General features: G+C 57.7%; 22 protein-coding genes. 15 read left to right on the forward strand and 7 right to left on the reverse strand.

Going from position 1 to position 26,428, the window contains the following annotated elements:
• Positions 1 to 297: 297 nt before the first annotated feature.
• Positions 298 to 1,071, reverse strand: a complete 774-nt coding sequence (locus tag ACR0EV_RS02890) for a hypothetical protein (protein WP_480798710.1) — start codon at positions 1,069 to 1,071, stop codon at positions 298 to 300.
• On the opposite strand from ACR0EV_RS02890, the gene ACR0EV_RS02895 reads away from it, so the two are divergent.
• Together ACR0EV_RS02895 and ACR0EV_RS02900 are read left to right on the forward strand one after the other, a co-directional pair.
• Positions 1,070 to 2,518 carry a TrkH family potassium uptake protein gene (locus ACR0EV_RS02895; protein ID WP_480798711.1) on the forward strand — a complete coding sequence of 483 codons (1,449 nt, stop codon included), beginning with the start codon at positions 1,070 to 1,072 and terminating at the stop codon, positions 2,516 to 2,518. The genes ACR0EV_RS02890 and ACR0EV_RS02895 overlap by 2 nt on opposite strands.
• Entirely contained in the window at positions 2,518 to 4,092 is a 1,575-nt protein-coding gene (locus ACR0EV_RS02900; protein WP_480798712.1) for a thiamine pyrophosphate-binding protein, read from the forward strand. Before ACR0EV_RS02895 ends, ACR0EV_RS02900 begins: the two co-directional genes overlap by 1 nt.
• A gap of 52 nt (positions 4,093 to 4,144) precedes the next feature.
• Here ACR0EV_RS02900 and ACR0EV_RS02905 read toward each other — a convergent pair whose 3' ends face one another.
• Complete coding sequence (locus ACR0EV_RS02905) at positions 4,145 to 5,875, reverse strand: serine protease (protein WP_480798713.1); 1,731 nt, start codon at positions 5,873 to 5,875, stop codon at positions 4,145 to 4,147.
• Between the two features lie 206 nt (positions 5,876 to 6,081).
• Between ACR0EV_RS02905 and ACR0EV_RS02910 the strand changes: the two genes are divergently transcribed.
• Positions 6,082 to 7,011, forward strand: coding sequence for a glycine--tRNA ligase subunit alpha (locus ACR0EV_RS02910; RefSeq protein WP_480798714.1), 930 nt, complete (start codon positions 6,082 to 6,084; stop codon positions 7,009 to 7,011).
• 8 nt (positions 7,012 to 7,019) lie between these two features.
• On the opposite strand, the gene ACR0EV_RS02915 is transcribed toward ACR0EV_RS02910, so the two are convergent.
• Positions 7,020 to 7,652, reverse strand: a complete 633-nt coding sequence (locus ACR0EV_RS02915; protein WP_480798715.1) for a MarC family protein — start codon at positions 7,650 to 7,652, stop codon at positions 7,020 to 7,022.
• A gap of 91 nt (positions 7,653 to 7,743) precedes the next feature.
• On the opposite strand from ACR0EV_RS02915, the gene ACR0EV_RS02920 reads away from it, so the two are divergent.
• From ACR0EV_RS02920 to glmM, 9 genes are all read left to right on the forward strand, one after another.
• The gene (locus ACR0EV_RS02920) at positions 7,744 to 8,268 is read left to right on the forward strand and encodes a DUF6446 family protein (protein WP_480798716.1); all 525 of its coding nucleotides are present in this window, start codon (positions 7,744 to 7,746) and stop codon (positions 8,266 to 8,268) included.
• Positions 8,269 to 8,278: 10 nt separating this feature from the next.
• Positions 8,279 to 9,487, forward strand: a complete 1,209-nt coding sequence (gltS, locus tag ACR0EV_RS02925; RefSeq protein WP_480798717.1) for a sodium/glutamate symporter — start codon at positions 8,279 to 8,281, stop codon at positions 9,485 to 9,487.
• Positions 9,488 to 9,496: 9 nt separating this feature from the next.
• Complete coding sequence (gene glyS / locus ACR0EV_RS02930; RefSeq protein ID WP_480798718.1) at positions 9,497 to 11,722, forward strand: glycine--tRNA ligase subunit beta; 2,226 nt, start codon at positions 9,497 to 9,499, stop codon at positions 11,720 to 11,722.
• Between the two features lie 90 nt (positions 11,723 to 11,812).
• Positions 11,813 to 14,353: a putative PEP-binding protein gene (locus ACR0EV_RS02935; RefSeq protein ID WP_480798719.1), complete on the forward strand. Its 2,541-nt coding sequence runs from the start codon at positions 11,813 to 11,815 to the stop codon at positions 14,351 to 14,353.
• 187 nt (positions 14,354 to 14,540) lie between these two features.
• Positions 14,541 to 15,179, forward strand: coding sequence for a cell wall hydrolase (locus ACR0EV_RS02940; RefSeq protein ID WP_480798720.1), 639 nt, complete (start codon positions 14,541 to 14,543; stop codon positions 15,177 to 15,179).
• Positions 15,180 to 15,252: 73 nt separating this feature from the next.
• Positions 15,253 to 16,626: a multicopper oxidase family protein gene (locus ACR0EV_RS02945; protein WP_480798721.1), complete on the forward strand. Its 1,374-nt coding sequence runs from the start codon at positions 15,253 to 15,255 to the stop codon at positions 16,624 to 16,626.
• Between the two features lie 101 nt (positions 16,627 to 16,727).
• Complete coding sequence (locus ACR0EV_RS02950; protein ID WP_480798722.1) at positions 16,728 to 17,648, forward strand: dihydroneopterin aldolase; 921 nt, start codon at positions 16,728 to 16,730, stop codon at positions 17,646 to 17,648.
• On the forward strand, positions 17,645 to 18,643 hold the full coding sequence (gene folP / locus ACR0EV_RS02955; protein WP_480798723.1) for a dihydropteroate synthase: 999 nt from the start codon (positions 17,645 to 17,647) through the stop codon (positions 18,641 to 18,643). The genes ACR0EV_RS02950 and folP overlap by 4 nt, the downstream gene beginning before the upstream one ends.
• A gap of 33 nt (positions 18,644 to 18,676) precedes the next feature.
• Positions 18,677 to 20,020 (forward strand): phosphoglucosamine mutase, encoded by a 1,344-nt coding sequence (gene glmM, locus ACR0EV_RS02960; RefSeq protein ID WP_480798724.1) that lies wholly within the window; start codon positions 18,677 to 18,679, stop codon positions 20,018 to 20,020.
• On the opposite strand, the gene ACR0EV_RS02965 is transcribed toward glmM, so the two are convergent.
• Together ACR0EV_RS02965 and ilvC are read right to left on the reverse strand one after the other, a co-directional pair.
• Positions 20,017 to 20,919, reverse strand: a complete 903-nt coding sequence (locus ACR0EV_RS02965; protein ID WP_480798725.1) for a DMT family transporter — start codon at positions 20,917 to 20,919, stop codon at positions 20,017 to 20,019. The two genes, glmM and ACR0EV_RS02965, sit on opposite strands and share 4 nt — an antisense overlap.
• A gap of 136 nt (positions 20,920 to 21,055) precedes the next feature.
• A complete protein-coding gene (gene ilvC / locus ACR0EV_RS02970; protein WP_039534886.1) occupies positions 21,056 to 22,078 on the reverse strand; it encodes a ketol-acid reductoisomerase in 1,023 nt (340 codons plus the stop codon).
• 131 nt (positions 22,079 to 22,209) lie between these two features.
• Here ilvC and ACR0EV_RS02975 point away from each other — a divergent pair, with 131 nt between their 5' ends.
• Positions 22,210 to 22,665 carry an Lrp/AsnC family transcriptional regulator gene (locus tag ACR0EV_RS02975; protein WP_480798726.1) on the forward strand — a complete coding sequence of 152 codons (456 nt, stop codon included), beginning with the start codon at positions 22,210 to 22,212 and terminating at the stop codon, positions 22,663 to 22,665.
• Positions 22,662 to 23,120: an Lrp/AsnC family transcriptional regulator gene (locus tag ACR0EV_RS02980; protein ID WP_480798727.1), complete on the forward strand. Its 459-nt coding sequence runs from the start codon at positions 22,662 to 22,664 to the stop codon at positions 23,118 to 23,120. Before ACR0EV_RS02975 ends, ACR0EV_RS02980 begins: the two co-directional genes overlap by 4 nt.
• A 6-nt stretch (positions 23,121 to 23,126) precedes the next feature.
• On the opposite strand, the gene ACR0EV_RS02985 is transcribed toward ACR0EV_RS02980, so the two are convergent.
• Positions 23,127 to 23,828, reverse strand: a complete 702-nt coding sequence (locus ACR0EV_RS02985) for a GntR family transcriptional regulator (RefSeq protein WP_480798728.1) — start codon at positions 23,826 to 23,828, stop codon at positions 23,127 to 23,129.
• A gap of 234 nt (positions 23,829 to 24,062) precedes the next feature.
• On the opposite strand from ACR0EV_RS02985, the gene ACR0EV_RS02990 reads away from it, so the two are divergent.
• Positions 24,063 to 25,190, forward strand: coding sequence for an aminotransferase class V-fold PLP-dependent enzyme (locus ACR0EV_RS02990; protein WP_480798729.1), 1,128 nt, complete (start codon positions 24,063 to 24,065; stop codon positions 25,188 to 25,190).
• A 12-nt stretch (positions 25,191 to 25,202) separates the two neighbouring features.
• On the opposite strand, the gene ACR0EV_RS02995 is transcribed toward ACR0EV_RS02990, so the two are convergent.
• Positions 25,203 to 26,399: a UbiH/UbiF family hydroxylase gene (locus ACR0EV_RS02995; protein WP_480798730.1), complete on the reverse strand. Its 1,197-nt coding sequence runs from the start codon at positions 26,397 to 26,399 to the stop codon at positions 25,203 to 25,205.
• Positions 26,400 to 26,428 lie beyond the last annotated feature (29 nt).

Here is a 26,428-nt window from a genome sequence, read left to right on the forward strand (position 1 = left end):
GGTCAGCGCCCTTTCGCCGCAATGCAGCAAAAATGCTGCATTTGCTTGGTGATTCCTGTATGTTTGTGTCGAATGCAGCAGCCGCGTGCCTGCCAACGGATTGGTGTGCGGCCCCGAAAGGAAGCCGAGACGTGAGACGCCTTGGACTGCAAGACCTCAACTACCGCCCGATCCATCGGCGCGGGCAGGGCACCTTACCCCAAAAACTCGGGCTGCATCGTTTTTACAGGAGAAAGATGTAATGAATCCGATTACCCAACCGTTGGAGCTTCAGGCTGCGGCGTTTCGATTGGCGGGCTATGCCATGGTCAACCAAATGAAGATCATGCAAATTGTGGCTCGTTCAGCGTTCGAATTGCCGATGGCACCTGTACAAGCACTGCATGCGGCCGCATCAGCCCCGGCACCGGTTGCTGAGAAGCCAGTCAGAAAACCGATAATCAAGGCCAAACCTGCTGCCTCGCATGTGAAAAAACCGGCGGCCAAGAAAGCCACGGTTGCGAAAAAACCGGTGAAGAAAGGTGTTGCGGCTGCGCCCAAACCAAAACCGGTTGAGTTTTCTGCCAAGCCGCGCGCTGCTGCTGTGGCGAAGGTTGAGCCAGCTGTAAAAGCCAAGCCCGCGCCGAAACCAGCCCCGCAAGCCAAAACGGCAGTAAAACCAGCCGCACCCGTTGCCAAGCCCGCAAAACCGGTGACACGAAAGGCGGCCCCTGCCGCGTCTTCTACCGTCAAAGCAGCTCCGGCGAATAAGTCTCCCGCCCAGGCCGCCGCCCCTGCAACAAAGACCAAGACACCTGCAGCCCAGCCCAAAACGACTACACCGCTGGAAAAAGCTGTGTCGACTCGCGCGAAACCAGCGCCCCGCACACGCAAGGTGGCTTCTCCTAAACCTGCGCCGTCTGCGACCCAGTCAAAGCCAGCGGCGACAGCAGAGCAGCCCAAACCGCAGGCGCGCAGAACCCGTGCGCCGTCCAAACCTCCGGCGATGCCCGGGGCAGGTACGAAATCCGACGCGTAACCCGGATCATCTGCTTGACACGGTCGGGTTGGCGCGCCAACGCTGCGCGTCATGATGGATCTTCGCCCGGTCGGATATGTGATTGGCTTGCTGGTCGCCATTCTTGGGGCGACCATGCTGTTTCCTATGCTCGCCGACATGATCGAGGGGCGGGGGGAATGGCATGTGTTCCTGGAAAGCGCGATCATTACGATGCTGACCGGGTCAGTCCTTGCGATGAGCTGCTCCAACGGCGTGGGCGAGGGGCTGACCATCCGGCAGACCTTCTTGCTGACAACCGGCGTTTGGGTTGCCTTGCCCATATTTGGTGCAATTCCGTTTCTGTTTGGTGAAACGGAACTGCGCTTTGTCGATGCCTATTTCGAGGCCATGTCCGGGCTTACGACAACAGGCTCAACTGTCATAACCGGGCTGGACTCGCTGCCACAGGGGCTTTTGCTGTGGCGCGGTATTCTGCAGTGGTTGGGCGGCATCGGTATCATCGTGGTCGCGATGGTGTTCCTGCCGGAATTGCGGGTGGGTGGTATGCAAATCTTCCGCTCGGAAGGGTTCGAAACCATGGGGAAAATCCTTCCGCGCGCGCAAGAGATCGCAGGTCAGATTTCCCTGATCTACGTGTTCCTGACTGTGGTGTGTGCGCTGGTCTACGCCGCGTTCGGGATGAGCTTTTTTGATGCGACTGTTCATTCGATGACCACCATCGCGACGGGTGGGTTTGCCAATTATGACGCGTCATTTGCGACATTCTCGGGTCCGGTGGAATATGCGGCTGCGGTGTTCATGATCCTGGCGGCTCTACCCTTCGTGCGGTATGTCCAGCTTGCCAATGGTTACACTTCCTCATTGTGGGAGGACAGCCAGATCCGCGCCTTTATCGCGACCGTTCTGGTGTTGGTCGTGATCATGACTGTCTTTCTCACATCAGTCTTCCCGCATCATTGGGAACAAGCTTTCCGCGAATCCTTGTTCAACATCACCTCGATCATCTCGGGCACCGGGTACGCCAGTGTCGATTACATGGGGTGGGGCAGCTTTCCGGTCATGTTGTTCTTCTTGATCGGGCTGATTGGCGGCTGCGCTGGATCCACTGCATGTTCGATCAAGATCTTCCGATATCAACTGCTGCTGGCGTCGATCAAAACTCAGATCAAGCGGATCCGGTCCCCGCATGGTGTTTTTGTACCGCTTTATGACGGACGACCCGTAGGGCGCGATGTCCTGACCTCGGTCATGAGCTTTTTCATGTTCTTCGTTCTGTCGATGGGCGTGTTGTCTTGGGCACTGGCGCTGACGGGGCTGGACTTCATCACGTCCGTGTCCGGGGCAGCAACCGCATTGGCTAATGTCGGCCCCGGTCTGGGCAGCCAGATTGGGCCCGCAGGCAATTTCGCGGGCCTCAATGATACGGCCAAGTGGCTGCTGACAATCGGAATGCTGGTTGGGCGGCTCGAACTTCTGGCCGTTTACGCGATCTTCACCGTTCAATTCTGGAGAAACTGATGAAAAGACCCCTTGGCGCGCAAATTTCGCATATGCTCAAGGATCGTGGCGTGGATGTGATCTTTGGCATTCCGGGCGTCCATAATCAGGAAATGTATCGCGGTATCGAAGAGGCGGGCATTACCCATGTTTTAGCGCGGCATGAGCAAGGGGCAGGGTTCATGGCAGATGGCTACGCGCGCGCCACGGGCCAGCCGGGTGTTGCCTATGTCATCACCGGGCCCGGTTTGTGCAACATCATGACGCCGATTGGTCAGGCCTACAGCGATTCCGTCCCAATGCTGGTGTTGTCCTCCTGTCTTGATGAAACGCAGGCAATGCGTGGTCAGTTGCATCAGATGAACGATCAGCGTGCCGCCGCCGGGACGGTTGCAGATTGGTCGGCACAAGCCGATTCCGCCGCAGCAGCCTATGGGCTGGTGGAACGTGCTTTTGAAGAGTTCGAGCTATCGCGACCACGGCCCAAACACATTCAGGTGCCAATTGCGCAGTTGGAGGCGGACGCTGAACCCGCGCCATTTCCAAATCAGGCAGCGCTGCGCACCAAGGCTTTGCCGCCTGATGTGTCATCCGTTGTTTCGATGCTGAATCTTTCAAACAGGCCTCTGTTCATTCTCGGCGGGGGCTGCAAGTCCAACGATTGGCGGCAGATTCTGACGCAGCTGGGGGCAGCATGTTTCACCACATATGCTGGGCGTGGGATGCCGGGCGCGAACTACCCGCTGGATTTCGGATCCATGCTGCCGCGCCCTGGAAGCGCCGAAATCATAGCCTCGGCAGACCTGGTGATTGCTGTTGGCGCTGAGCTGGGCGAAGTTGATTTGTGGCGGCATGAGCTTGGACACAAAGCGACACTGATCCGTGTGGATCTGGACCCCGAAGTACTGTCTGATCGCCACCGGGCTGCAATCAAGCTTCAAACAGACACCCAAAGCTTTGCCCGCGCTTTGTGGCACGCGACTGCTGACATGAAACCCGCGACTGGATGGTCGACCGAGGAGGTCGCCTTTGCGCGAGCCCGCTGGCACGCCGAGGTAGATGCCGAGCGGCCCGGAATTGTGCCGGTTGCGGACGCGCTGCGCGAAGCCATGCCAGCAGATACAATGATCTATTCGGACATGACGCAGTTCGCCTATGTCGCGAAAGAGGTTTGGGAAATGGCCTATCCGCATCACTGGCATCACCCTACGGGGTTCGGCACTCTTGGCTATGGGTTACCTGCCGGAATTGGTGGCGCAGTGGCGCGACGTGGAAAGCCAACAGCAGTTATCGCCGGTGATTATGGGTTTCATTACACGATGCAGGAACTGGGTGTTGCGGTTGAGTTGGGTTTGTCCTTGCCGATCATCCTGTGGGACAATGGTAAGCTGAAAGAGATTGAAGACAGCATGGTGCGCAGCCAGATCGCACCGAATGCCGTGGTTGCCCGAAACCCGGATTTCTGCAAATTGGCCGAGGCTTTCGGAGCCTTGTCGGCGGCACCTTCGACATTGGCAGAAATGCAGAGCGTTACCCGCGCCGCCTTCGACGCACCGGTCCCGACACTTATCCATGTGACGCCAGACATTCTGTAAAAAAAGCGCCGCGTGGGTGCGCGGCGCTTTAGAGTTTTAAGGTGGATGCGGTTTATTCCCAGCAGTGCACCAGAACCGTCATGCCAGTTGCTCGACGGCTCAATTCATTGGGCGAAATCTGTGTCGTTTCCTCGCCCGACAGACCGGACACGCCAGCCTGAGCCAGAATTTCTGTCAGCCGCTCTCCTGTGGCTGCCAGACTGACAGACGCGGGCAGACTGCGTCCTTCAGATGCGGGCGCCAGCAACATGCCCACCACATTACCGCTGTCATTAAACACCGGACCACCGGCATCACCGGGCAGCGCGCTCAGCGCCAGACGTTTGACACCTGCTTCACCGTTCAAGCCGCGGACATCGGCAACTTGCCCAAATGTCAGCGTTGGTGCGCCCAATGCGCCCTGATAAGAGAAGCCTGAAACCGCGATGTCGGATTGAAGGCGCGGCAAAGCCGGGCTGAATGCAGCCACGCTCATGGGCGCCAACGCTTTGGCCGGGCGCAGAACCGCAACGCCTACTTCGTCATCTGCCACGGCAAGCTGCACCTCTTGATCGCCATCCAGAGTGATACGGGCGCAATTTTCAACAGCTTCCGAAACCGTCAGAACGGTTCCCTTGTCATCGGCAAAGAAACCCGAGCGCGACAGGCGGGGCTTGCGGACCTGAAGGCCGGAGACAAGGTCAATGCTCTGCTCTGCGTTTGAACCAGCTGTGGCATCAAGCACCGTGTCGGTGGTGTCAAAACTGGACGCCATAGCCGCCAAAACCCGCATACGGCGTGCTTCATCCCCTTCGGGCCACACCAGGGTAAACCCCTTGATCTTACCATCGGTCAGACGTGCCTGTGTGAATGACACTACGCCATTGCCGCGTCCTTCAAGGGTGAAGCGATCTCCGCGCAGTTCACGCGAACCATTCAGGGGAACAATCTCCAGCGACTGCATCACCTCATACAGGGCACGCAGCGTGCGCTTGTCGCCGTCCTGGCTGATCAACAGCACCTTGGCGTTCAAATCGGATGCGCTGTTGAAATGGGCAAAGGGGGCCTCGTACCGGTCAAAGCTGACAGCACCCAGCGGCAGGTCCATTGTGATCCCGGCCGCGTCATCGCTGTGCCGGGCCATGCCGACACTTGTCAGCGGCGCGTTATAGTCGTCCATCAGGGCTTTGCGTTGTGCCGTGGTCAGAACGCCGGTTGCTTCAAATCCGTTAAAGCGCTGCCAATCGCCCATCGAGCGGCGCGTTCCCTGACCAAAGGCCCCGTCAATGGTCGAGTTATAGAACCCCGCCGCCTGCAACGCCGTTTGCAGGTTTCTGCGTTCCTGCGCGGTCAGCAGACGTTCGGATTGCAAGGCTTGTGCCCGAGTTTCATCCGCGTTCTGAGAGGGCGCGATTGTCAACGCGTTTTCGGCCTGAGCAACCGGTGCCGCGACGGTGCCACGATTCAGCACGTTTGCCCCAACGGGCCAGAACTGTTGCCCCAACCCACTGGAAAAGGCGATGAAGCTGTCGCGGGGTATTTGACCCTCGGACCGATAGACCCGCAGCACTTGTTGCGCATCCGAGCGCGCATATGGGCCGACCACAATCGCATACCAGCCACCGTTTAATCTGAAACCGTTCACGTCAGGCAACGTATTCGCATAAGCCTGCGCCCGTTCCTGCGCCTCTTGCAGCGTTGGCTGTGCTTCGATCTGAACCCAGACGCCCGGGTCTTGCTGAGCGGATGCGGCGCGCAGGCCGACCACAAGAAATAAAAGAATTGCTGAAAATACGCGTGTCATTGTCTGCCCGTGTTCTGCGGTGTTTGAGCTTTGGCGCAGATTACGCGATTTCCAATGCTAAATACCATGCCGCTGATAAGGGGAATTTGCGGTGTGGCCGCGCAGATACAGCCATGGAGCAAAGCCCCGTTGACGCCATTCGGCCCCTTGCATAGGAAGGGCCAAACCGACCGGAACCGGGCGCGAAAGCGCCAAGAGGGAATGCCATGACCGAACCGAACAGCGCACCGCGTTCATTTCAGGAGATTATCCTGCGGCTTCAGACCTATTGGGCCTCGAAAGGCTGCGCGATTTTGCAGCCCTATGACATGGAGGTCGGGGCAGGGACATTCCATCCTGCGACCACTCTGCGGGCGTTGGGATCCAAAGCATGGGCCGCGGCTTATGTTCAGCCGTCGCGCCGCCCGACGGATGGGCGCTATGGCGAAAACCCAAACCGTTTGCAGCATTACTATCAGTATCAGGTGCTGATCAAACCCAGCCCGCCCGATCTGCAGGAGCTTTATCTGGGCAGCCTCGAGGCCATCGGCATCGATATGGAGCTTCATGACATCCGGTTTGTCGAGGATGACTGGGAAAGCCCCACCCTGGGCGCTTGGGGGCTGGGTTGGGAAGTCTGGTGTGATGGCATGGAAGTCAGCCAGTTCACCTATTTCCAACAGGTCGGTGGGCATGATTGCGCGCCTGTCTCGGGCGAGCTGACCTATGGTTTGGAACGTCTGGCGATGTATGTGCTGGGTGTCGACCATGTGATGGACATGCCATTCAATGACCCGCAATCCCCCAGCCCGCTGACATACGGCGACATCTTCAAGCAAACTGAAGAGGAATACGCCCGCTGGAACTTTGACGTCGCCAATACCGAGGTTTTGCTGCGCCATTTCGAAGAGGCCGAGGCCGAATGCGCCGCAATTCTGGCGCAAGAGCACGATGATCCTAAAACCGGCAAGCGCATTGTCATGGCGCACCCGGCTTATGATCAATGCATCAAAGCCAGCCACATCTTTAACTTGCTGGATGCGCGCGGGGTGATTTCGGTGACTGAAAGACAAGCTTACATTGGCCGGGTGCGGGCGCTGGCAAAGCAATGCGCGGATGCGTTTGTTCAGACCGAGGCGGCCGGGTTCCAAGCCTGATGGGCCAATCAGGCCAGCCCCGGCAGCAGAGCTTTGAGGCCATCCGCGATCATACTGATCGCGATGGCCGACAAGATCATACCCATAAAGCGGCTCATGATCACACGCGCGTTGCCCGACAGACGTTCGGCCAGCCAAGCTGCATTCCAGAAGGTGATCAGCAAAAGGGCAACGACACCCAAGAAAACGCCAGCGAACACAATTGCTTCAAAGGGCTTTTTCACGTGATGCGCGTACAGGATCAAAGTCGTAATTGTTCCGGGGCCGACAAGAATGGGAAAGGCCAGAGGGTAAAAGGCGACGGTTTCAGCTGTGTGGTATTCTTGTTTCTCGTCTTCGGTTCCGTGATGCGACGTACTCTCGTTGCCGTTGAGCATGTTGAAACCGATCATCAGAACGACCAGACCGCCGGCGACCCGCAAGTGATCAACCGTTATGCCAAACAAGCCAAGCGCCTGACTGCCGATGGCAGCAAACGCTCCACCCAGGATCAGGCAGTAGAGGGATGTTTTGATCGCAACATTGCGCTGATCAGAGGCGGACAGGTTCTGCGTGACGCTCAGAAATACCGGCAGGTTTGTCACCGGATTCATGATGGCAAAAAGTGCGCCAAAAAATCCAACGGCAAGGGTGGTATCCATACTGTTCGCCTCGGGTCGTTCTGTTCTGCGCTGAAATGTGGCCTATTTCTGAAAGACTTGAAAGTCCTTGCATGAAGGGAAGCATCGAAAGATGACTGGTAAAATTCTGGCGATCATTCTGCTTTTGTCCGCAGCCCTTGCAGGCGCTGGCATGTATTACTTGCAGGTCTACGGGTATTATTACGATGTCGAGCCCAATCCGGGTGAGGACGTTGTCTTGCTGGCTGACGCAGCGCAGCCCCCAGTCGTTATTCCTTATTCTTCGTTTCAGGCCATAGACGCAGACAGCTCTCCGATCCGATACCGCGCCTGTTTTGAAACCGATGTCGCGCTGGAGGAGTTGCAGGCCACTTATCTGCCAGCAGAAGAGGCAACACCACTGACCGCACCGGGCTGGTTTGACTGTTATGATGCGGTGGGCCTGGCTGACGACCTGAAATCCGGCAAGGCCCAGGCCTTTATTGGCCAGAAAAATGTGCATTACGGCGTTGATCGCATCGTGGCTGTCACCCAAGACGGCAAAGGCTTTATCTGGCACGTTCTGAACAATTGTGGCGAAAAGGCCTATGACGGTACGGTGGTCGGAGAGGAGTGCCCCCCGCGCCCCGAGAACTGAGGAACTTGCCTTGGCCGACGCAGTAACAATCCCGGATTTCATCACGGCGACCTTGGGCTTTGCTGTTTATCTGCTGGGCGCGCAGATCAACAGCAAGGTCGCGATGCTGCGGCAATTCAATATTCCTGAGCCCGTCACAGGTGGGCTTCTGGCATCGCTTGTCGTTCTGGCCCTGTATCTGGTGTTCAACCTTGAACTGTCCTTCGAACTGAACACCCGCGATTCCCTGCTGGTTCTGTTTTTTGCCGGGATCGGCCTGAATGCGCGGTTTTCTGATTTGATTGCGGGCGGTAAGCCTTTACTTATTCTACTGATTTTGACACTCGTGACGATCATTGCGCAGAACGTGATCGGAGCGGCAGGCGCGTCGTTGTTTGGCTATCCTGCGCAAGCCGGCGTTCTGTTCGGATCTGCTGCCCTGATCGGCGGGCACGGGACCGCGATTGCATGGGCGCCAGAGGTTGCAACGGCAACCGGTTTGGACGGCGCGACCGAACTGGGCGTTGCTGTTGCCACGTTGGGCCTTGTTCTGGCGGCTTTGGTCGGTGGTCCAATTGCGCGCCTGTTGGTTGAATCGCGCGATCTGACACCTGATCGACCTGATGAGGAGCACACTGTCGGGCTGCCCGACGATGAGCCAAAGCTTTCGGGCATCGACCATATCTCGATCATGCGTGTTCTGCTGCATCTGAATCTTGCGGTCATTTTTGGCTATGTTCTGGGCGAGGCTATTGCCGCTGCTGGGCTGAAACTGCCCTTATTCGTGCCCTGCCTATTGATGGGCATCGTGATTTCCAACCTGAGAACGGCCTTGGTGCCGTTCGCTCCACCTGTTGCACGGACGCCCTCGCTGGCCTTGATCTCGGAATTTGCGTTGGGTGCGTTTCTGGCGATGTCCCTGATGAGTCTTCAGCTTTGGACAATTGCCGAATTGGGGATGGCGATAGCGGTGATCATGTCGGCACAGACGCTTTTCACAGTGGCGTTTGTGATCTGGGTGCTGTTTCCGCTTATGGGTTCAAACTACCGCGCGGCGGTGCTGGCTGCGGGTTTTGGGGGCTTTGCCTTGGGGGCCACACCCACCGCTATTGCAAATATGACCGCCGTGACCAAGCGATATGGTCCATCGCCTATTGCCTTTATTGTGCTCCCCCTTGTATCCGCCTTCTTTGTGGATATCGCAAATGCCATCGTCATTCAGACGATCGTCAATTTCTAAGGACCAACAATGCCTGACCTGCTGATCGAACTGTTTTCCGAGGAGATCCCCGCGCGCATGCAGACCCGCGCCGGTGAGGACCTGAAAAAGCGGATCACCGATGGTTTGGTCGAGGCCGGTCTGACCTATGCCGGGGCCGCCGCCCTGACCACGCCGCGCCGCCTGACGCTGGCGGTCGAAGGGCTGCTGGCGGAAAGCCCCACAATTCGTGAAGAGCGCAAAGGTCCCAAGGTCGGCGCGCCAGACAAAGCCATCGAAGGGTTCCTGCGTGGCGCTGGCCTGACCCGCGACCAGCTGGAAGAGCGCGACACACCCAAAGGTGCGGTATACTTTGCCACCGTCGAAAAGGCAGGGCGCCCGGCGGCTGATATTGTGGCTGAGGTGCTGGAAGCCGCCATCCGCAACTTCCCCTGGCCCAAATCCATGCGGTGGGGCAGTGGTGCCATGCGTTGGGTTCGTCCGTTGCATTCTATCCTGTGCATCCTGAATGATGAGGCAGGCGCGCAGGTCGTGCCGCTTGAGGTCGAGGGCATAGCGTCCGGGGACACGACCGCTGGCCACCGCTTCATGGCGCCGAACCGGTTTTCGGTATCGTCGTTTGAAGATTACGCTGCCCAATTGAAACGCGCATTTGTCGTGCTGTCGCCCGACGAGCGGGCCGAGCATATCTGGAACGACGCCCAGAACATGGCCTTTGCCGCCGGTCTGGAAGTGGTGGAAGACAAGGGCCTTCTGGCAGAAGTCGCCGGGCTGGTCGAATGGCCCGTGGTGCTGATGGGGCAGATCGACGAGGAATTCCTCGAATTGCCGCCCGAGGTGCTGCAAACCTCAATGAAGGAACACCAGAAGTTCTTTTCCGTAAAGAACCCCAAAACGGGCCGGATCGAACGGTTCATCACCGTGGCCAACCGCGAAACCGCTGACAATGGTGCGACCATTCTGGCGGGGAACCAGAAGGTGCTGTCGGCCCGCCTGGCCGATGCCAAATTCTTCTGGGAGAATGACCTGCGTGTCGCAAAATCGGACATCGCCCAATGGACCCGCGCGCTGGAGAATGTGACCTTCCACAACAAGCTGGGCACCCAGGCCGAGCGCATCGACCGTATCGCCGCGCTGGCCCGCGAACTGGCCGCTGTGACTGGTGCGGATGCGGATCAGGCCGAGAAAGCCGCGCGACTGGCCAAGGCGGATCTGAGTTCCGAGATGGTTTATGAGTTCCCTGAACTTCAGGGTCTCATGGGGCGCTACTATATCGAAGCAGCAGGCGAGGACGCCGCCGTGGCCGCCGTGGCGCAAGACCACTACTCGCCGCTGGGGCCGTCGGATGACGTGCCGACCGCACCGCTTTCGGTGACCGTGGCGCTGGCCGACAAGCTGGACACGCTGACCGGGTTCTGGGCGATTGATGAGAAGCCGACCGGGTCGAAAGACCCGTTTGCCCTGCGCCGCGCGGCGCTGGGTGTTGTCCGGTTGGTTTTGGATAACGATTTGAGAGTTGGCCTAACCTCTCGAACGATTGAGCGTCATTTGCTCGCTACTCTTATCGCAGTCAAAGGCAGCGAAGTGCGCGCGAAAGGCGATGCTATCGGTCAAAGTGGGATAGCAGAATACCTATCCAAAGATCAGTTAAAGGAACTGGTTTACGCCGTCGTAGACAGCGATGGGACGTCAAATGAAGAACAGCTTTTGGCTCGACTGGACAAAGACAAGCTAAATCTCCTCTCCTTCTTCCACGACCGCCTCAAGGTCTTCCTCCGGGACGAGGGTATCCGCCACGACATCATCGACGCCTGCATCGCGATGGACGGCAATGACGACCTCAACCTGCTGGTCAAACGCGCTCGTGCTCTGAACGCTGTGATCGCGACCGAGGATGGCGAGAACCTTGTGCAGGGCTTCAAGCGTGCCAACAACATCCTGACGCAGGCCGAAGAGAAGGACGGCGTCGAATACTCCTACGGTGCGGATGTGAAATTCGCCGAGACAGACAGCGAAAAGGCGCTGTTTGCGGCCTTGGATCAGGCGCAGGCGCAGATTGATCCGGCGCTCAAGGCTGAAGATTTCCCGACCGCTATGGCCGCCATGGCAAGCTTGCGCGGGCCGGTGGATGCGTTCTTTGAGGATGTGCAGGTCAACACCGACAATGACATCCTGCGCCGCAACCGCCTGAACCTGCTCAGCCAGATCCGTCAGGTCTGTTCCAGCGTGGCTGATCTGACCAAGATTGAGGGTTAAATCTCTGGGCGCGCGGCAAATGCGCGCCCAGAACGCCCTTGCGCGAAAGGCGCAAGCGCTTATGCTGCACACAAACCAAAAGGTGCTGCAGTGCAGAATAATCCGCATACCACGCTCATAACCTCCAACGCGCCGGTCACGGCCCACACCCATGGTGGGCGGGCCAAGTGCCTGCAACGGCTGGTCCGTCTTGAATTGCCGGTGCCGCGAACGGTCGCGCTGTCTTTTGACTCTGTGCACCAGATTGCCGAAGGCGAGATCCCGAACCTGGTCGCCATCCTCGAACAGTTTGACCCGGCAACATTGCTATGTGTTCGGCCCAGTTCCGAGGACCCGGATTGGGGCGGACCCGGCGCAGTTCTGAACATCGGCATGAACGACGCGCGTTATGTGGACCTGTCGGAAAATATGGGGGCCGAAGCGGCGGCAGCGCTGTATCTGAGATTTGTGCAAAGCTATGCAATCCACGTGGCACGCCTGGATCCTGATGTGTTTGACGACATCGAACTGGACGGAAGCGAGGGCCTGCGCCTTTCGTTGCGGGCCTATGAAGATGAAACCGACGAAGCCTTTCCGCAAGATCGCGGAGAGCAGTTGATCGGTGTTTTGCGTTCGATGGCACGCGCATGGGATGGAACCTCGGCGCGTTTGTTGCGGCAGGCCAAGGGGGCACCGGCGGATGCCGGGCTGGGGCTGGTCATTCAGGAAATGATCCCCGGTGTCGGGCAGGGCGAATGTGGCTCAGGTGTTTTGCAACTGGTCGATTCCACAACCGGGATGCAGCAGATCACCGGTCGTTATCTGAGCCAAAGTCAGGGCCGGGATGCATTGGGCGAAGATGTTGCCGCGCTGTTTCTGGAAAAAGACCCGCGCGGCCCTTCGCTTGAGGAAGTTGCGCCCGAAGCCTTTGTTGAACTCAAGGAACAAGCCGCGTTGATGCGCGCAAAACTGCGCGAAGAAATGCAGGTCGAATTCGTTATTCAGAACGGTGACGTGCACATCCTGGATGGCGTGCGGGTTCAGCGCAGCGCCCGTGCGGCTATGCGGATCGCAGTGCGTCTGGCCGAGGACGGGATAATCCCACCGCAAGAAGCGGTCATGCGTATGGACCCCCATGCGTTGAACGAATTGCTGCACCGTCAGGTGCACCCAGATGCCAGGCGTGATGTGCTGACGACGGCCATTGGGGCCAGCCCCGGTGCTTCGACCGGCAAGATCGTGTTCACTTCGGCTGAGGCGCAGGCAAGTGCTGCGCGTGGAGAAGCCTGTGTTCTGGTGCGTCGCGAAACCTCGCCCGAGGACGTGCGTGGAATGCACGCGGCTGTGGCGGTTCTGACGGAAAAAGGCGGAATGACCAGCCACGCAGCGGTGATCGGGCGCGGACTTGGGTTGCCCTGTATCGTCGGTGCGTCTGACATTCGGTTTCAGACCAAGAAGAAGATGCTGACAGCACCGGATGGTCGCGTCTTTAAAACCGGCGATGTTCTGACCATCGATGGCAGCTCGGGCCAGGTTCTGGCGGGGCAGCCTGCAATGCTCGAGGCTGCGCTGGACGACTGTTTTCAGACGCTGATGGCCTGGGCCGATGCAGAGCGTGACATTGATATTCGTGCCAATGCTGACACACCCGCCGATGCGCAGACTGCCCGGAACTTCGAAGCGCAGGGTATTGGTCTGTGCCGCACTGAGCATATGTTTTTTGATCCCGGCCGTCTGATCGTTATGCGCGAAATGATCTTTGCGCAAACCTCGTCCGGTCGCGCCGCGGTGCTGGAACGACTGTTGCCGATGCAACGCGAAGATTTCGTGCAACTCTTCCGGATCATGGAAGGTAAGCCGGTCTGTATTCGTTTGTTCGACCCACCGCTGCACGAATTTCTGCCCACGACCCGCAGCGGGCAAAGAGAATTGGCCGAAGCACTTGATTTGCCTGTCTCGGATGTTGAACGCCGGGTGGCTGCGATGAGCGAGTATAACCCGATGCTGGGTCTGCGCGGGGTGCGTTTGGGCGTAACCGTGCCTGAAATCTACGACATGCAGGCGCGTGCGATTTTCGAAGCCACGTTGGAGGCTCGCAAGAACGGTGCAGCGGTTGTGCCCGAGGTCATGATTCCTTTGGTGTCAGCAAAGCGCGAGGTTGAGCTGGTCAAATCCCGCATCGACTCGGTCGCAGCGGCCGTCGCATCCGAACAGGGGCAGGATTTCGACTATCGGCTGGGGGTGATGGTTGAAACCCCGCGTGCATGTTTGCGGGCAGAAGAGATCGCCCCGCAAACGGCATTTATGAGTTTTGGTACAAATGACCTGACCCAGATGACTTATGGCCTGTCGCGGGATGATGCCGGTCGTTTCATGTCAGCCTATGTGCGGCAGGGTGTCTTCGGTGAGGACCCGTTTCATGTCCTTGACCCGGACGGGGTGGGGGAATTGCTGAAGCTGGGGGCAGAACGCGGACGCACTGCAAAACCGGACGTGACCTTGTCTGTGTGTGGCGAACATGGCGGAAACCCCGAATCAATCGCGATTTGTCGTGATCTGGGGTTTGACTACGTGTCGTGCTCTCCGTTCCGGGTTCCGGTCGCTCGGCTGGCTGCCGCTCAACTGGCGATTTCGTCCAGACTTGGGGGTTGACAGAGCACGATATCCCAAGGATTAGTGGGTTATCTGATCACTCGTGTGCGAATTAATTTTTCGCGACGGGCGGATTTTCACTTGCTTTTTCCGAAAGACTGGACCTTTGCGCTCGATTGCGCTAGATGCCTCGTCGCGCCCGCCGGGGGAGGGTATGGCGCGAGAAGTGCCTGTGCGAGGTTATCTGATGCTACGTTATATACTGGCTGCTGCCACTTTGGCGGCAACCATGCTGCCAAGTGCGTCCTTCGCCGAGAGGGAAGCAACTGAAACCGCAAAGCAAGAGCTTGTGGCCCGTAACGAATTGCCGGGTCAGAGCTTTCGTGACTACTTCAAGTTGTTCCAGCCGCGTAAAGCCGCGCCTGTCGAAGTGAGCTATTCCAAGGATTGGCTTGACCAGCAACCGAAAGCAACTGGTGACGAGAACTGGAAGTGCCTGTCTGAGGCACTGTACTTCGAAGCACGTGGCGAAAGTGTGCGCGGACAGTTCGCTGTGGCCGAAGTTATTTTGAACCGGGTCAAAAGCAGCCGCTTTCCGGATTCACTTTGCGGCGTGATCCGTCAAGGTACGGGTAAAAAATACCAGTGCCAGTTCACATACACATGCGATGGCCGCAAGGAAGTCATCCATGAAAAGAAAGCCTATGAGCGCGTTTCGAAAGTGGCCCGTGCGGCGATTGACGGTATAGCCAAAGAGTTGACGGAAGGGGCGACCCATTATCACACCACTGCGGTGCGTCCGTCCTGGTCGCGCGTCTACAAGCAGACTGCCCGGATTGGTGTGCATATCTTCTATCGCCACAACTATCGGACAGCGAGCAACTGATTGACGCACCTGCGCTGGAAGCTTGATGGCGCGGGGAAAGTTGCAGTCTATATTACGGGCCAGGAGGCCCGTAATGCTTTTTACACGAAGACACATTCTGAAAACGGCTGCTGCAGCCGCGATGCTGCCGTTAGCGGCACGGGCCGCTTTCCCTTCGCTCGAAGCGCGCGAAGCCCGGCAACGTGTTGCGCCCGACGGTTTTCCTGACACGACAGTGTGGAGTTTCGATGGCTCTGTTCCCGGAACCACCATAAGGGTCGGGCAGGGCACGCGTGTTCAGCGCAAGCTAGTGAATCGGCTTCCCCAACCGACCTCGGTTCATTGGCACGGAATCCGCATAGAAAACGCCATGGATGGCGTCCCCGGTCTGACGCAAGATGTGGTCGAAAAGGGAAACTCTTTTGACTACGACTTCGTCGCCCCTGATGCAGGGACGTATTGGTATCATGCGCATAACAGGTCAATGGAACAGGTTGCGCGGGGCCTTTACGGGCCGCTGATCGTGGAAGAGGCACAAACGCCAGATGTCGATCAGGACCTGATTCTGATGCTGGATGATTGGCGGTTAGACCCGGAAACGGCGCAGATAACTGACGATTTCGACAACGGCCATGACCTGAGCCACGCTGGTCGGCTCGGCAATATCGTCACCGTAAACGGGTCGTTTGATCCAGCGTTTTCTTTGAAAAGGCATGAACGTCTTCGACTGCGATTGATCAATGCCTCTAACGCCCGGATCTATGATCTGGATCTCGACGGTCTTTCAGGTTGGATCGTTGCCTTGGATGGGATGCCGCTGGAAACTCCGCTGGAACTGACAGGATCGTTCCCACTGGCACCTGCACAACGTGCGGATCTGTTTGTCGACGTCGTCACCGAGGGCGATACCGCAAGTCTCGTCAGTGTTGAACGGGATGGTGCCTTTGGTCTGGCACGTTTCGACGTTACAGGCGATGCCGCAAAGGTACAAAGGCAGAGCATGTCAGCATTACCGCCTAATCCTTTGCCGGAAATCAAGAATATTGAAGATGCACCTTTGCATAGAATGGTTTTGCAGGGTGGCGCGATGCGATGGTTGGAAAGCGCGCGGCTCGGCGAAACCGAGTTGTCTGGCCGTGAGCTGGCACAGTTGGGTAAATTCTGGGCGTTGAACGGTCGCGCAGAACGCCCCAACGATCCATTTTTGGATGCCGCAGTCGGCAGTCTGCATCGGGTTGAGTTCTTGAATGAAACAGCCTTTCCGCACGCGATGCATTTGCATGGGCATCACTTCCGCTTGGTTCTGGATGACGGTTCCCTTGGCCCATGGCGTGACACCGTTCTGGTGGGGCGGGGGCAGACTCGCCAGATTGCGTTGGTTGCGGACAATCCGGGCAACTGGCTGTTGCATTGCCATATGCTGGGACATGCCGCATCCGGGATGATGAGTTGGTTTAGGGTCGCCTGACGCCGCAATCGGCGGTTGGAATGGCGCTTGTATGAGTGCTATAGGCGCGGGCAAAGCCTATAGTAGGCAATCTTTGCAACGAGCCCGAAAAGACCTGACCCATGAGTTCTGAAATCCGCCTGGCATTCGCACACCCCTCTGAGAGGTCCGAGGCGACCTCTCCCCGAGGACCGCTGGATCGCATTTCGCTGCGCGATCACATCGTTGAAGTCGAAATCGGTGCCTTTCAGGCCGAACGGGGCACAACCCAACGGATTTGCTTTAACATCGTGGTCGAGGTGCGCCCGCTCACCGCCGATATTGACGACGACGTGGACCGCATTCTGTCCTATGACCGCGTCACCGAAGCAATAGCCTTTGAATTAGCGGCAGAACGTTTGAACCTGCTTGAGACGCTGGCGGAACGTGTGGCGGAACGCATTTTGCTTGAGCCTCAGGCCGTAAGGGTCTTTGTTCGCATAGAAAAACTGGATCGCGGTCCGGGGGCTTTGGGCGTCGAAATCGTGCGCGGGAAGGACTCGGTCCATCATGAAGTGGTCGAAGAGGAACGCCCCCATCCGCGCCTTGTGTACCTGTCGAACGAAGCCATTTCTTCGGACAATCTAACCGGTTGGATCGACCAGTTGGAGAACCGCCAGCGCCCGTTGATCCTGTGCGTCGGGGCGTCGGACCTGGCCGCGCCGCAAACCGGCCACGCGATGACGCAGCGACGTATCGATTTGCTGGCCATTGAACAGAATGCATGGGTTCTGGCGGCACGAGATCACCGCTGCGTGGTGGTTTCGACCCGGACGGAACTGGATTGGGCGATGAAGAACGGACAGATTTGCGTCTGGGCCCCGTCCAAGATTGTATTGGATGCGGTTGACGGTCCTTCTGCTGCGCCATCAGATGCTGTGGCCCTTGCGGCCTGGTTCGCAGCGACCTTTGAAGCCAGTGAGATGATGGTGATCGGCGGCGCATTGCCGAAAGAACCCAAAACGCCATTGCGCGCAGTTGCCGTGGATCAGGCCCAGCTGTGAGCATCTATTTCAGACCTCTGGTTCAGCATGGCCCTATATGTCCTACAGGTGCCGAGCCGTTGGCGGATCAACCGCTTTGGTTCACCCATGTTGAAGCCTTGCGGCGCGGGGCGGACCCTGAGGTTATTGCAGTGTCCGAGGTTCCGTCTGACCATCTGGGCCGTTTGACCCAAGCGCGGGCAGACATTGCGGGTCTGGACATGCAGGTGCCGCATGTCATGGGCATTCTGAATACCACGCCTGACAGTTTCTCGGATGGGGGTGTCCACAGCTCGGCTGAGACTGCCCGTGCGGCAGCCGCTGAAATGGTCGCTCATGGGGCTTCCATTCTGGATATTGGTGGGGAATCTACGCGCCCCGGCGCTGATTTTGTGCCAGATGACATAGAAATCGCCCGCACCCGTCCTGTGATTGAGGCGATCCGGGCGGAAACGAATGCTCTGATTTCGATCGACACTCGCAAGGCCACTGTGGCCAAAGCTGCCTGCAATGCCGGGGCCGGGTTGGTGAACGATGTTTCAGGCTTTACCTTTGATCCCGATCTGGCACCGTTTTGTGCAGCGCAGGGCGCCCCGGTTTGTGTCATGCACATGCAGGGCGACCCGGCCACGATGCAGGACAATCCGCAATACAACAACGTCTTGCTGGATGTTTATGACTTTCTGGAGAACCAGATTGCACTTCTAGAGGGCCTTGGCCTCAGCCGTGATCTGATCATTGTTGATCCCGGGATTGGCTTCGGCAAGACTGAGGATCACAATCTGACCCTCCTGCGCAATCTCAGCCTGTTTCACGGTTTGGGCTGCCCGATCCTGCTGGGTGTGTCGCGCAAAGGGTTCATCGGCTCTATTGGGAAAGAGCCATGCAAAACGGCGCGCGCACCGGGATCAATTGCCGTGGCTCTGGCTGGATTGTCTCAGGGTGTGCAAATCATTCGCGTTCATGACGTGGCTGAAACCGCTCAGGCCTTGCGCCTATGGGCCGCTGTCCGGTAATCCGGTTTCACGACAAATCACGGAGTGACATTTATGCGCAAGCTGTTCGGAACCGACGGAGTGCGGGGCACCGCCAACACGCATCCGATGACGGCGGAAATGGCCTTGCGCATCGGGGCTGCGGTCGGGCGTTACTTTCGTCGTGACACGACAGGTGTGCACCGGGTTGTCATTGGTAAAGATACACGTCTGTCCGGTTATATGCTGGAAAATGCGCTGACCGCGGGCTTGACCTCGACGGGTATGAACGTTCTGCTGTTGGGCCCCGTACCAACGCCTGCCGTTGGTCTTATGACGCGGTCCATGCGCGCCGATCTTGGGGTTATGATCTCGGCCAGTCACAACCCGGCTGAAGACAACGGCATCAAATTTTTCGGGCCCGATGGTTACAAACTGTCGGATCAGGCCGAGATCGAGATTGAAAGGCTGATCGACGAAGGAGTCCAGCCCGCTCAGGCACAAAATATCGGCCGCGCGCGACGCGTCGACGATGCACGGTTCCGCTATGGTGAGCGTGTGAAATCGTCCTTGCCGCGTGACGTGAGTCTGGATGGTTTAAAAGTGGTCATCGATTGCGCAAACGGCGCGGCCCACCGCACTGCGCCTGAGGTTTTGTGGGAACTGGGCGCTGATGTCATTCCGGTCGGCGTTTCGCCCAACGGGAAGAATATCAACCTCAACTGTGGATCAACAAAACCGCAATTGGCCGCAGAAACGGTTGTGGCCCACGGTGCAGACGTTGGCATTTGTCTGGATGGCGATGCGGACCGGGTGGTTGTGGTTGACGAAACCGGTCAGGTGGCCGACGGCGATCAGCTTATGGCGTTGCTTGCGACGGCATGGAAGAGGTCGGATCAGTTGAAGGGCGATGCTCTGGTGGCGACGGTAATGTCCAATTTGGGGCTAGAACGCCATCTGTCAGGGCAAGGGTTGCGTCTGGAGCGCACAGCTGTTGGCGACCGCTATGTGGTCGAGCGGATGCGGGAAGGTGGGTTCAACTTGGGTGGTGAACAATCCGGCCATATCGTGATGAGCGACTATGCCACCACTGGTGATGGGCTTATGGCGGGTCTGCATTTTCTGGCGGAAATGGTCTTGTCGGGGCGCAAGGCGTCCGATCTTTCGAAACAGTTCGAAACGGTGCCGCAGTTGCTGAAAAACGTGCGTTACAACAGCGGGCAAACTCCGCTGGAGGTTCAAAGCGTTCAGGCCGCCATCGCGGATGCCGAAGCGCGGCTGAACGGGCAGGGCCGGTTGCTGATCCGCAAATCCGGGACCGAACCGTTGATCCGCGTCATGGCCGAGTGCGAAGACGATGGGTTGCTGACCCAAGTTGTAGACAGCATCGTGGCTGAGGTTGAAGCTGCCGCTGGCTAGTGTCCGAACAAAACCTTGCGCAGGCTGAACCATTGGCTGATTGCCATGCCAGTCAGGATAAGGCCAAGGGCGATGTAAAAGCGCAGGGGCAGGGCCTCGGACAGGATCCATGCGCCGAACACCATCGACCAAATCGGTACTTGATAATTCACCAATGTCAGGAAAACCGATCCGGCGCTGCGGGTGATCGAAACGCGCAAAAGGGTGGCAAAAGCGGTTGGGACCAGTCCCAACACAATCAAGGCGATTGTCGGGCGTGGTCCTTGCCACGTCGGCAGGCCTTCGGTGAGCAGCATGATGGGTAAAAGAATCACGGCCCCGACCACCAGTGTCAAAGCCGCCAGGACCACGGGATCGACCGGGGGGCAGCGCCGGGTCATCACAGAAGAACTGGCGTAGCACAGTGCCGCAGTAATACAGGCCAATTGTGCCAACGGTTCCGCCCCTTGACCCAATTTTGCAAGGCCAGGACCGATCAAGACCAATGCACCTGAGAACCCAAGGCACACCCCCAGAAAACGACGCAGGTTCAGCGGTTCATCCGAGAAGAAATGCGCAAGCGGCAGCACCATCAGTGGAATGGCTGCCATGGACAGCCCAGCAAAAGCCGAGGGTACAAATTGCTGTCCCCAACTCAGCAACATGAATGGAACGGCTGTGGACAGGACACCGATCAGCACAATTGAAGTGCTAAGCGCTGGTGTCAGAACCGGCAACTTGCGACCGGTCGCCCACATCAAAAGCAGCAGGGTCACAGCGCCCAGCGTCGTCCGAGAGGTCGCAACTGTGATCGGGCCGTAGCCTTCAAGCGCCATGGCAACGACCATAAATGTCGCGCCCCAGATGAGGCCCAGCGTGAAAACGCCGCTCCAGTCCTGTTTTGTAGGCTGTGGCACCATTGGTCTGTCCTGCCGGGGGCTGTGCGAAACCGAGAAAAAGGTTAATCTGACCGGGTGTTTATGAGCCGCGCCGCTTTTTTGTGCAAACGAAAAAGGGCGACCACCGGGGCCGCCCTTATGCTGACAGAGGTCAGACTTAGTTCTTTTCTTTGTCGACCATTTTGCCGGCCGAAATCCACGGCATCATGCCGCGCAGTTTCGCACCGGTTTCTTCGATCATGTGTTCGTCATTGGCGCGGCGCGACGCTTTTATGGTCGGCTGGCCCACGGCGTTTTCCAGCATGAAGTCGCGAACGAATTTACCCTGCTGGATGTCGTTCAGAACCTCTTTCATGCGGGCTTTGGTTTCGTCGTATTTCAGGATACGCGGACCGGTGACATACTGGCCGTATTCGGCAGTGTTCGAGATCGAGTAATCCATGTTGGCGATGCCGCCTTCGTAGATCAGGTCAACGATCAGCTTCACTTCGTGCAGACACTCGAAATAGGCCATTTCCGGCGCGTAACCGGCCTCGACCAGCGTTTCAAAGCCGCAACGGATCAGTTCGACCAGACCGCCGCACAGAACCGCCTGCTCGCCGAACAGGTCGGTTTCGCATTCTTCACGGAAGTTGGTTTCGATGATGCCCGAGCGACCGCCGCCAATGGCCGAGCAGTAGGACAGACCGATTTCCAGCGCTTTGCCGGTTGCGTCATTGTCAACGGCGACCAGGCAGGGCACGCCGCCGCCTTTGGTGTATTCGCCACGTACGGTGTGACCGGGGCCTTTGGGCGCCATCATGATGACGTCGACACCTTCTTTCGGCTCGATCAGGCCGAAATGGACGTTCAGGCCGTGAGCGAATGCAATTGCAGCGCCCGGCTTGATATTGTCGTGGACGTATTTCTTGTAGGTTTCAGCCTGTAGCTCGTCGGGCATGGTGAACATGATGACGTCACACCAGGCCGCTGCTTCGGCGATGCCCATAACTTCCAGACCTTCAGCTTCGGCTTTCTTGGCCGAAGGCGAGCCTTCGCGCAGGGCGATGACGAGGTTCTTAGCGCCCGAGTCGCGCAGGTTGAGCGCGTGGGCGTGACCTTGCGAGCCATAGCCCAGGATGGCCACTTTTTTGTCTTTGATCAGGTTGATATCGCAATCGCGATCGTAATAGACGCGCATTTCGCCGGTCCTTTCAGGTTAGATTGCGGCGGTTTTACATGCCTAATCGTATATTGGCGATAGCGATGGACTTGAGTATTTGCGAAAAAGGTGAAGAATAATTCGCGAAGAGCGAGAAAAGTAAAAAAATCATGCTTGATGACATTGATCGGCGCATCCTGCGCCATTTTCAGGCCGCGCCAAGCCTGACAACAGCGGAATTGGCTGATCTGTGCCGGATCAGCGCTGGTGTCTGTTGGCGACGGATCGAAAAGATGCAGGCGGCCGGGATTATCGAAGGGCAAGAGGCCGTGATTGACTGGACCGCCATGGGTTATGCCGTTGAGGTGTCGCTTCGGATCACGCTGGACAAGACACAGGCGCGGGCCTTTGACGAGTTTACCGAGGCCGCGCGCGAAGTGGCCGAAGTGGTCGAGATTCAGACCTTTCTGGGGCGTGTGGATGTACGCCTTTCGGTTATTGCCAAGGACATGAGCCACTACCAACAGCTGTATCGCGACCGGATTCTGACCTTGCCCCATATCGCCGACATCGAAGCGCTGATGCATATCGCGCGGGTCAAACGGGATGAGGTGCTCCCGGTATGATCGAGTTGGATGAAATTGACCGCCGCTTGCTCCGTGCTCTGCAGCAGGACGCGACACAAAGTGCGGGTGCGTTAGGGCGCAGGTTTGGATTGTCGCAACCCGCCACCTGGCGGCGTATTCGCCGGTTAGAAGAAGCAGGGATCATCAAGGGGCGGCGTTTGCGTCTGAACGCCGAGGCACTGGGGTTTGGGGTAACAGTTTTTCTGGGTGTGAAACTCGGGCGAAAAGGTCAGATCAGTCTTGAGGATTTTGAACGCGCCGTAAGTGCCATTCCCGAGGTGCAGACAGTCGAGCATGTTCTGGGCTTATATGACTATCGTCTGCGTGTCGTCGCACGGGACCTATCTGATTTCGAACGCGTGTTGCGGCGCCGGATCATGACCTTGCCCGGCGCAGGGGATGTTGAGGCAAACGTTTTGCTGAGCGAAGAACGTCTGCCTGGACCGCTTGGTTGATAAGCTTCAGTATTTCGTACGGATGCAGTATCCAGGATGGTGCGTCATGCGTGCGAAAGTCAGAGGCTTATCTTCTTTCCATGTAGTACGTTCCATCTGAATCATGGAGGTGCCCGTTGTGGTGCCCATAAACTCTGCTAGCTTTGCATCGGCTGAGATTGCGCAAAATGCGATTTCGGCCTCGGTGAATGGCGCTGCGTTTAGCAGCCATTCGTGGGGTCCGTGCTCGCTCAGGTCTGCGGTTTCCACATCCGGCACAGCGTCGATATTGATCCAGCGCTCTTCCAACTGAAACGGTCGGTTGTCCGCGTAATGCATACAAATGACATGCAGAACACGCATGTCATTAGGCATATCCAATTGCGAAGACAGCCAGCCGGGGCTTTCCACAAGGTTTCGCTCGACCAGAGCATACCGATAGGTTGCGTTTTGGCTTTCAACCATTTGACGGGCCAGAGAAAACTCAAGCTTGGCATGTTTGCTGGGTTCTTTCTTGACCCGCGTTCCGCTTTTGCGCTTTCGCTCAACAAAACCCTGTTCGGCCAATTCCCTCAAGGCGCGATTGACAGTGGCACGTGCGCAATTGAACTCTTCTGCCAATTGCGTTTCGGTTGGTAAAAGCGATCCTTGTGGCCAGACGCGGCTTTCAATACGCCGTTTAACTTCGTCTCGAACGGACTGGAAGCTTATCCGCTTTTGTATAGTCACGGGTAGAATTATCCCTTCAAGTATAAAGTGTGTGCATCTGTTCAGAAGCAAGCAGAAGTGTAAAGGGGAAGGTGACACTACTTGGCGTCATTTATGGGTGTTTCAGCATGATCTGGCGCAGCATTTGCAAATTTATGCTGCATGCCGTTGCGTCACTTTTTTTGTCGCGAAAGTGCTTTACGGAGACAGGCAAAGAGATCAGGTTCTCGAAAACGTTTTTGGAAAGGATGAGGAATGCCAGCGCTATTGGATACCGTTGACCCGAACGGGCTTGAAGAGTTTTCGGTGGTGTTCACCGATCGTTCGCTGAACCACATGTCGCAGAAATTCCAACTGGTCATGCGCGACATTTCGGGCATGTTGAAAGATGTGTATAACGCTGAAGGCGTCGCGGTCATTCCGGGCGGTGGCACCTATGCCATGGAGGCCGTCGCCCGTCAGTTTGCGCGGGGGGCGGATGTTTTGGTGGTTCGGAACGGGTGGTTCTCGTACCGGTGGAGCCAGATCATCGAAAGCGGATCCCTGACGCAAAGCGCTACAGTTATGAAGGCCCGTCAGACGGGCAATTCCAGCCCGTCGCCCTTTGCACCGGCCCCCATTGAAGAGGTCGTTGAAGCCATTCGGTCGCAAAAACCGGGCGTCGTGTTTGCTCCGCATGTTGAAACATCGGCGGGTGTGATTTTGCCCGACGATTATGTGACCGCTTTGGCAGATGCCGCGCATGAGGTTGGTGCGCTGATGGTGTTGGATTGTATCGCATCAGGCTGCGCCTGGGTGGATATGAAGGCGACAGGCGTCGATGTTCTGATTTCTGCCCCGCAGAAAGGGTGGAGCGCATCGCCTTGTGCGGGTCTCGTCATGTTGTCCAAACGGGCCGAAGCTCGTTTACAGGAAACAGACTCCGACAGTTTTGCGGTGGATTTGAAAAAGTGGCGTCAGATCATGCAGGCGTATGAAAATGGCGGTCATGCTTATCACGCAACGATGCCGACCGACGCGTTGTTGGCCTTCCGCGATACCATGGCAGAGACCAAAGATTACGGGTTCGAGAAACTGCGTGAGGCGCAATGGGCACTGGGTGACGGTGTGCGGTCCATGTTGAAGGACAAAGGCATCGTTTCAGTAGCTGCAGATGGTTTTGGCGCGCCCGGCGTTGTCGTCAGCTATACTTCGGACCCCGACATTCAGAACGGCAAGAAATTTGCTGCGCTTGGAATGCAGATTGCCGCTGGCGTGCCCCTGCAATGTGATGAGCCCGAAGGGTTCAGCACCTTCCGTCTGGGTCTGTTCGGGCTGGACAAGCTCTACGATGTGGATGGCACCATCGCGCGTCTGAAACGTGTATTGGATCAGGTTCTGTAGACCTACCGGGCCTTAGCGAACGCCAAGGCCCATCTGCATCAATGTCTTGCGTACGGGCGGCAGGGAATAGAGCGCGCTCAACCCCATGGCCCGTGCATCGCGCAACGGGCGCGCCTCGATCATCGAGGCGCGGTTCAACAGGTCGATGCCCTTGACGCGCATTTCGACCTCGGTATGGCGGGCCTTGTGATAAGCATCCAGCATCTGAGCATCGCCCAAGCCCTCGGTGCGGGCCTGTGCCAGATCCAGCAGGCAGCGCAGATCACCCAAAGACATGTTCAACCCCTGAGCGCCAATCGGCGGCACCACATGCGCCGCCTCAGCCATCAAGGCGATGCGTTCACCAGCCAGCCGTTCGGCAGACTGACTGATGATCGGCCAGATCGTCCGACGCGACGCCAGCTTCAAAGGGCCGAACAATCCGCAGGACCGCTCGGTCATTGCGGCTTCAAAGGCTTCAGGTTCCAGGTTCAGAAGGTCGATGGCCTTCGGACCACGCTCCATCCAGACAATGGCTGAGGATGGCTGTCCCTGCCAATCGGGTAAGGGGACCAGCGTGAACGGCCCACCGGATCTGTGAATTTCAGTCGAGACGTTCTCGTGTGGAATGGGGTGGGTCACTGCAAAAGCCAGCGCTTTTTGCCCGTACCGTGTTGTCTGAACCGATATTCCTGCGGCTTCGCGCATGGGTGAATTGCGGCCATCGGCTGCGAGAACCAGTTTACACCGGACGCGACTGCCATCGCTCAGCCCAACGCGGGCTTCGGCTGTCCGGGTGAACAGGCTGGTTGTAGCTGTGCCGGGGCGGAAATCGACATTGGGAAGGTCTGCCAGTCGCGCCACCATTTCCCGGCGCAGAAGCCAGTTGGGCAGGTTCCAGCCAAAGGGATGATCGGAAATGTCGGCGGCATTGAAATCGCGCACAACGCGCGGTTCGGGCACGTCTCCGCCTGCGTCTACGATACGCATGATTTGCAAAGGCGCTGCGTGGGCGTCCAGACGCGCCCAAAGCCCGCACTGTTCCAGCAATCCGTGCGCGGGCTGCAGAAAGGCAGTGGTGCGGAGGTCCGATCCGTCCACATCCCGCTCAGTGATCGGAGGGGTCGGGTCCACGCAGACCACGTCAAACCCTGCGGCTCCAAATGCCGCCGCTGCGGTCAGGCCGGCGATGCCACCGCCGGAAATCAGGATGTCACAGCTGTCAGTCATGGCGCCTCTCATTGGTTTGGGCAGAACCT

The sequence above is a fragment of the Ruegeria sp. CF8 genome, from assembly GCF_056537285.1.

Excerpts from the sequence above, each read along its gene's own strand:
- ACR0EV_RS02895 (WP_480798711.1), top strand. The coding sequence starts at position 1,070 with ATGATGGATCTTCGCCCGGTCGGATATGTGATTGGCTTGCTGGTCGCC.
- ACR0EV_RS02890 (WP_480798710.1), bottom strand. The coding sequence starts at position 1,071 with ATGACGCGCAGCGTTGGCGCGCCAACCCGACCGTGTCAAGCAGATGAT.
- ACR0EV_RS02900 (WP_480798712.1), top strand. The coding sequence starts at position 2,518 with ATGAAAAGACCCCTTGGCGCGCAAATTTCGCATATGCTCAAGGATCGT.
- ACR0EV_RS02905 (WP_480798713.1), bottom strand. The coding sequence starts at position 5,875 with ATGACACGCGTATTTTCAGCAATTCTTTTATTTCTTGTGGTCGGCCTG.
- ACR0EV_RS02910 (WP_480798714.1), top strand. The coding sequence starts at position 6,082 with ATGACCGAACCGAACAGCGCACCGCGTTCATTTCAGGAGATTATCCTG.
- ACR0EV_RS02915 (WP_480798715.1), bottom strand. The coding sequence starts at position 7,652 with ATGGATACCACCCTTGCCGTTGGATTTTTTGGCGCACTTTTTGCCATC.
- ACR0EV_RS02920 (WP_480798716.1), top strand. The coding sequence starts at position 7,744 with ATGACTGGTAAAATTCTGGCGATCATTCTGCTTTTGTCCGCAGCCCTT.
- glyS (WP_480798718.1), top strand. The coding sequence starts at position 9,497 with ATGCCTGACCTGCTGATCGAACTGTTTTCCGAGGAGATCCCCGCGCGC.
- ACR0EV_RS02940 (WP_480798720.1), top strand. The coding sequence starts at position 14,541 with ATGCTACGTTATATACTGGCTGCTGCCACTTTGGCGGCAACCATGCTG.
- ACR0EV_RS02945 (WP_480798721.1), top strand. The coding sequence starts at position 15,253 with ATGCTTTTTACACGAAGACACATTCTGAAAACGGCTGCTGCAGCCGCG.
- ACR0EV_RS02950 (WP_480798722.1), top strand. The coding sequence starts at position 16,728 with ATGAGTTCTGAAATCCGCCTGGCATTCGCACACCCCTCTGAGAGGTCC.
- glmM (WP_480798724.1), top strand. The coding sequence starts at position 18,677 with ATGCGCAAGCTGTTCGGAACCGACGGAGTGCGGGGCACCGCCAACACG.
- ACR0EV_RS02965 (WP_480798725.1), bottom strand. The coding sequence starts at position 20,919 with ATGGTGCCACAGCCTACAAAACAGGACTGGAGCGGCGTTTTCACGCTG.
- ilvC (WP_039534886.1), bottom strand. The coding sequence starts at position 22,078 with ATGCGCGTCTATTACGATCGCGATTGCGATATCAACCTGATCAAAGAC.
- ACR0EV_RS02975 (WP_480798726.1), top strand. The coding sequence starts at position 22,210 with ATGCTTGATGACATTGATCGGCGCATCCTGCGCCATTTTCAGGCCGCG.
- ACR0EV_RS02980 (WP_480798727.1), top strand. The coding sequence starts at position 22,662 with ATGATCGAGTTGGATGAAATTGACCGCCGCTTGCTCCGTGCTCTGCAG.
- ACR0EV_RS02990 (WP_480798729.1), top strand. The coding sequence starts at position 24,063 with ATGCCAGCGCTATTGGATACCGTTGACCCGAACGGGCTTGAAGAGTTT.
- ACR0EV_RS02995 (WP_480798730.1), bottom strand. The coding sequence starts at position 26,399 with ATGACTGACAGCTGTGACATCCTGATTTCCGGCGGTGGCATCGCCGGC.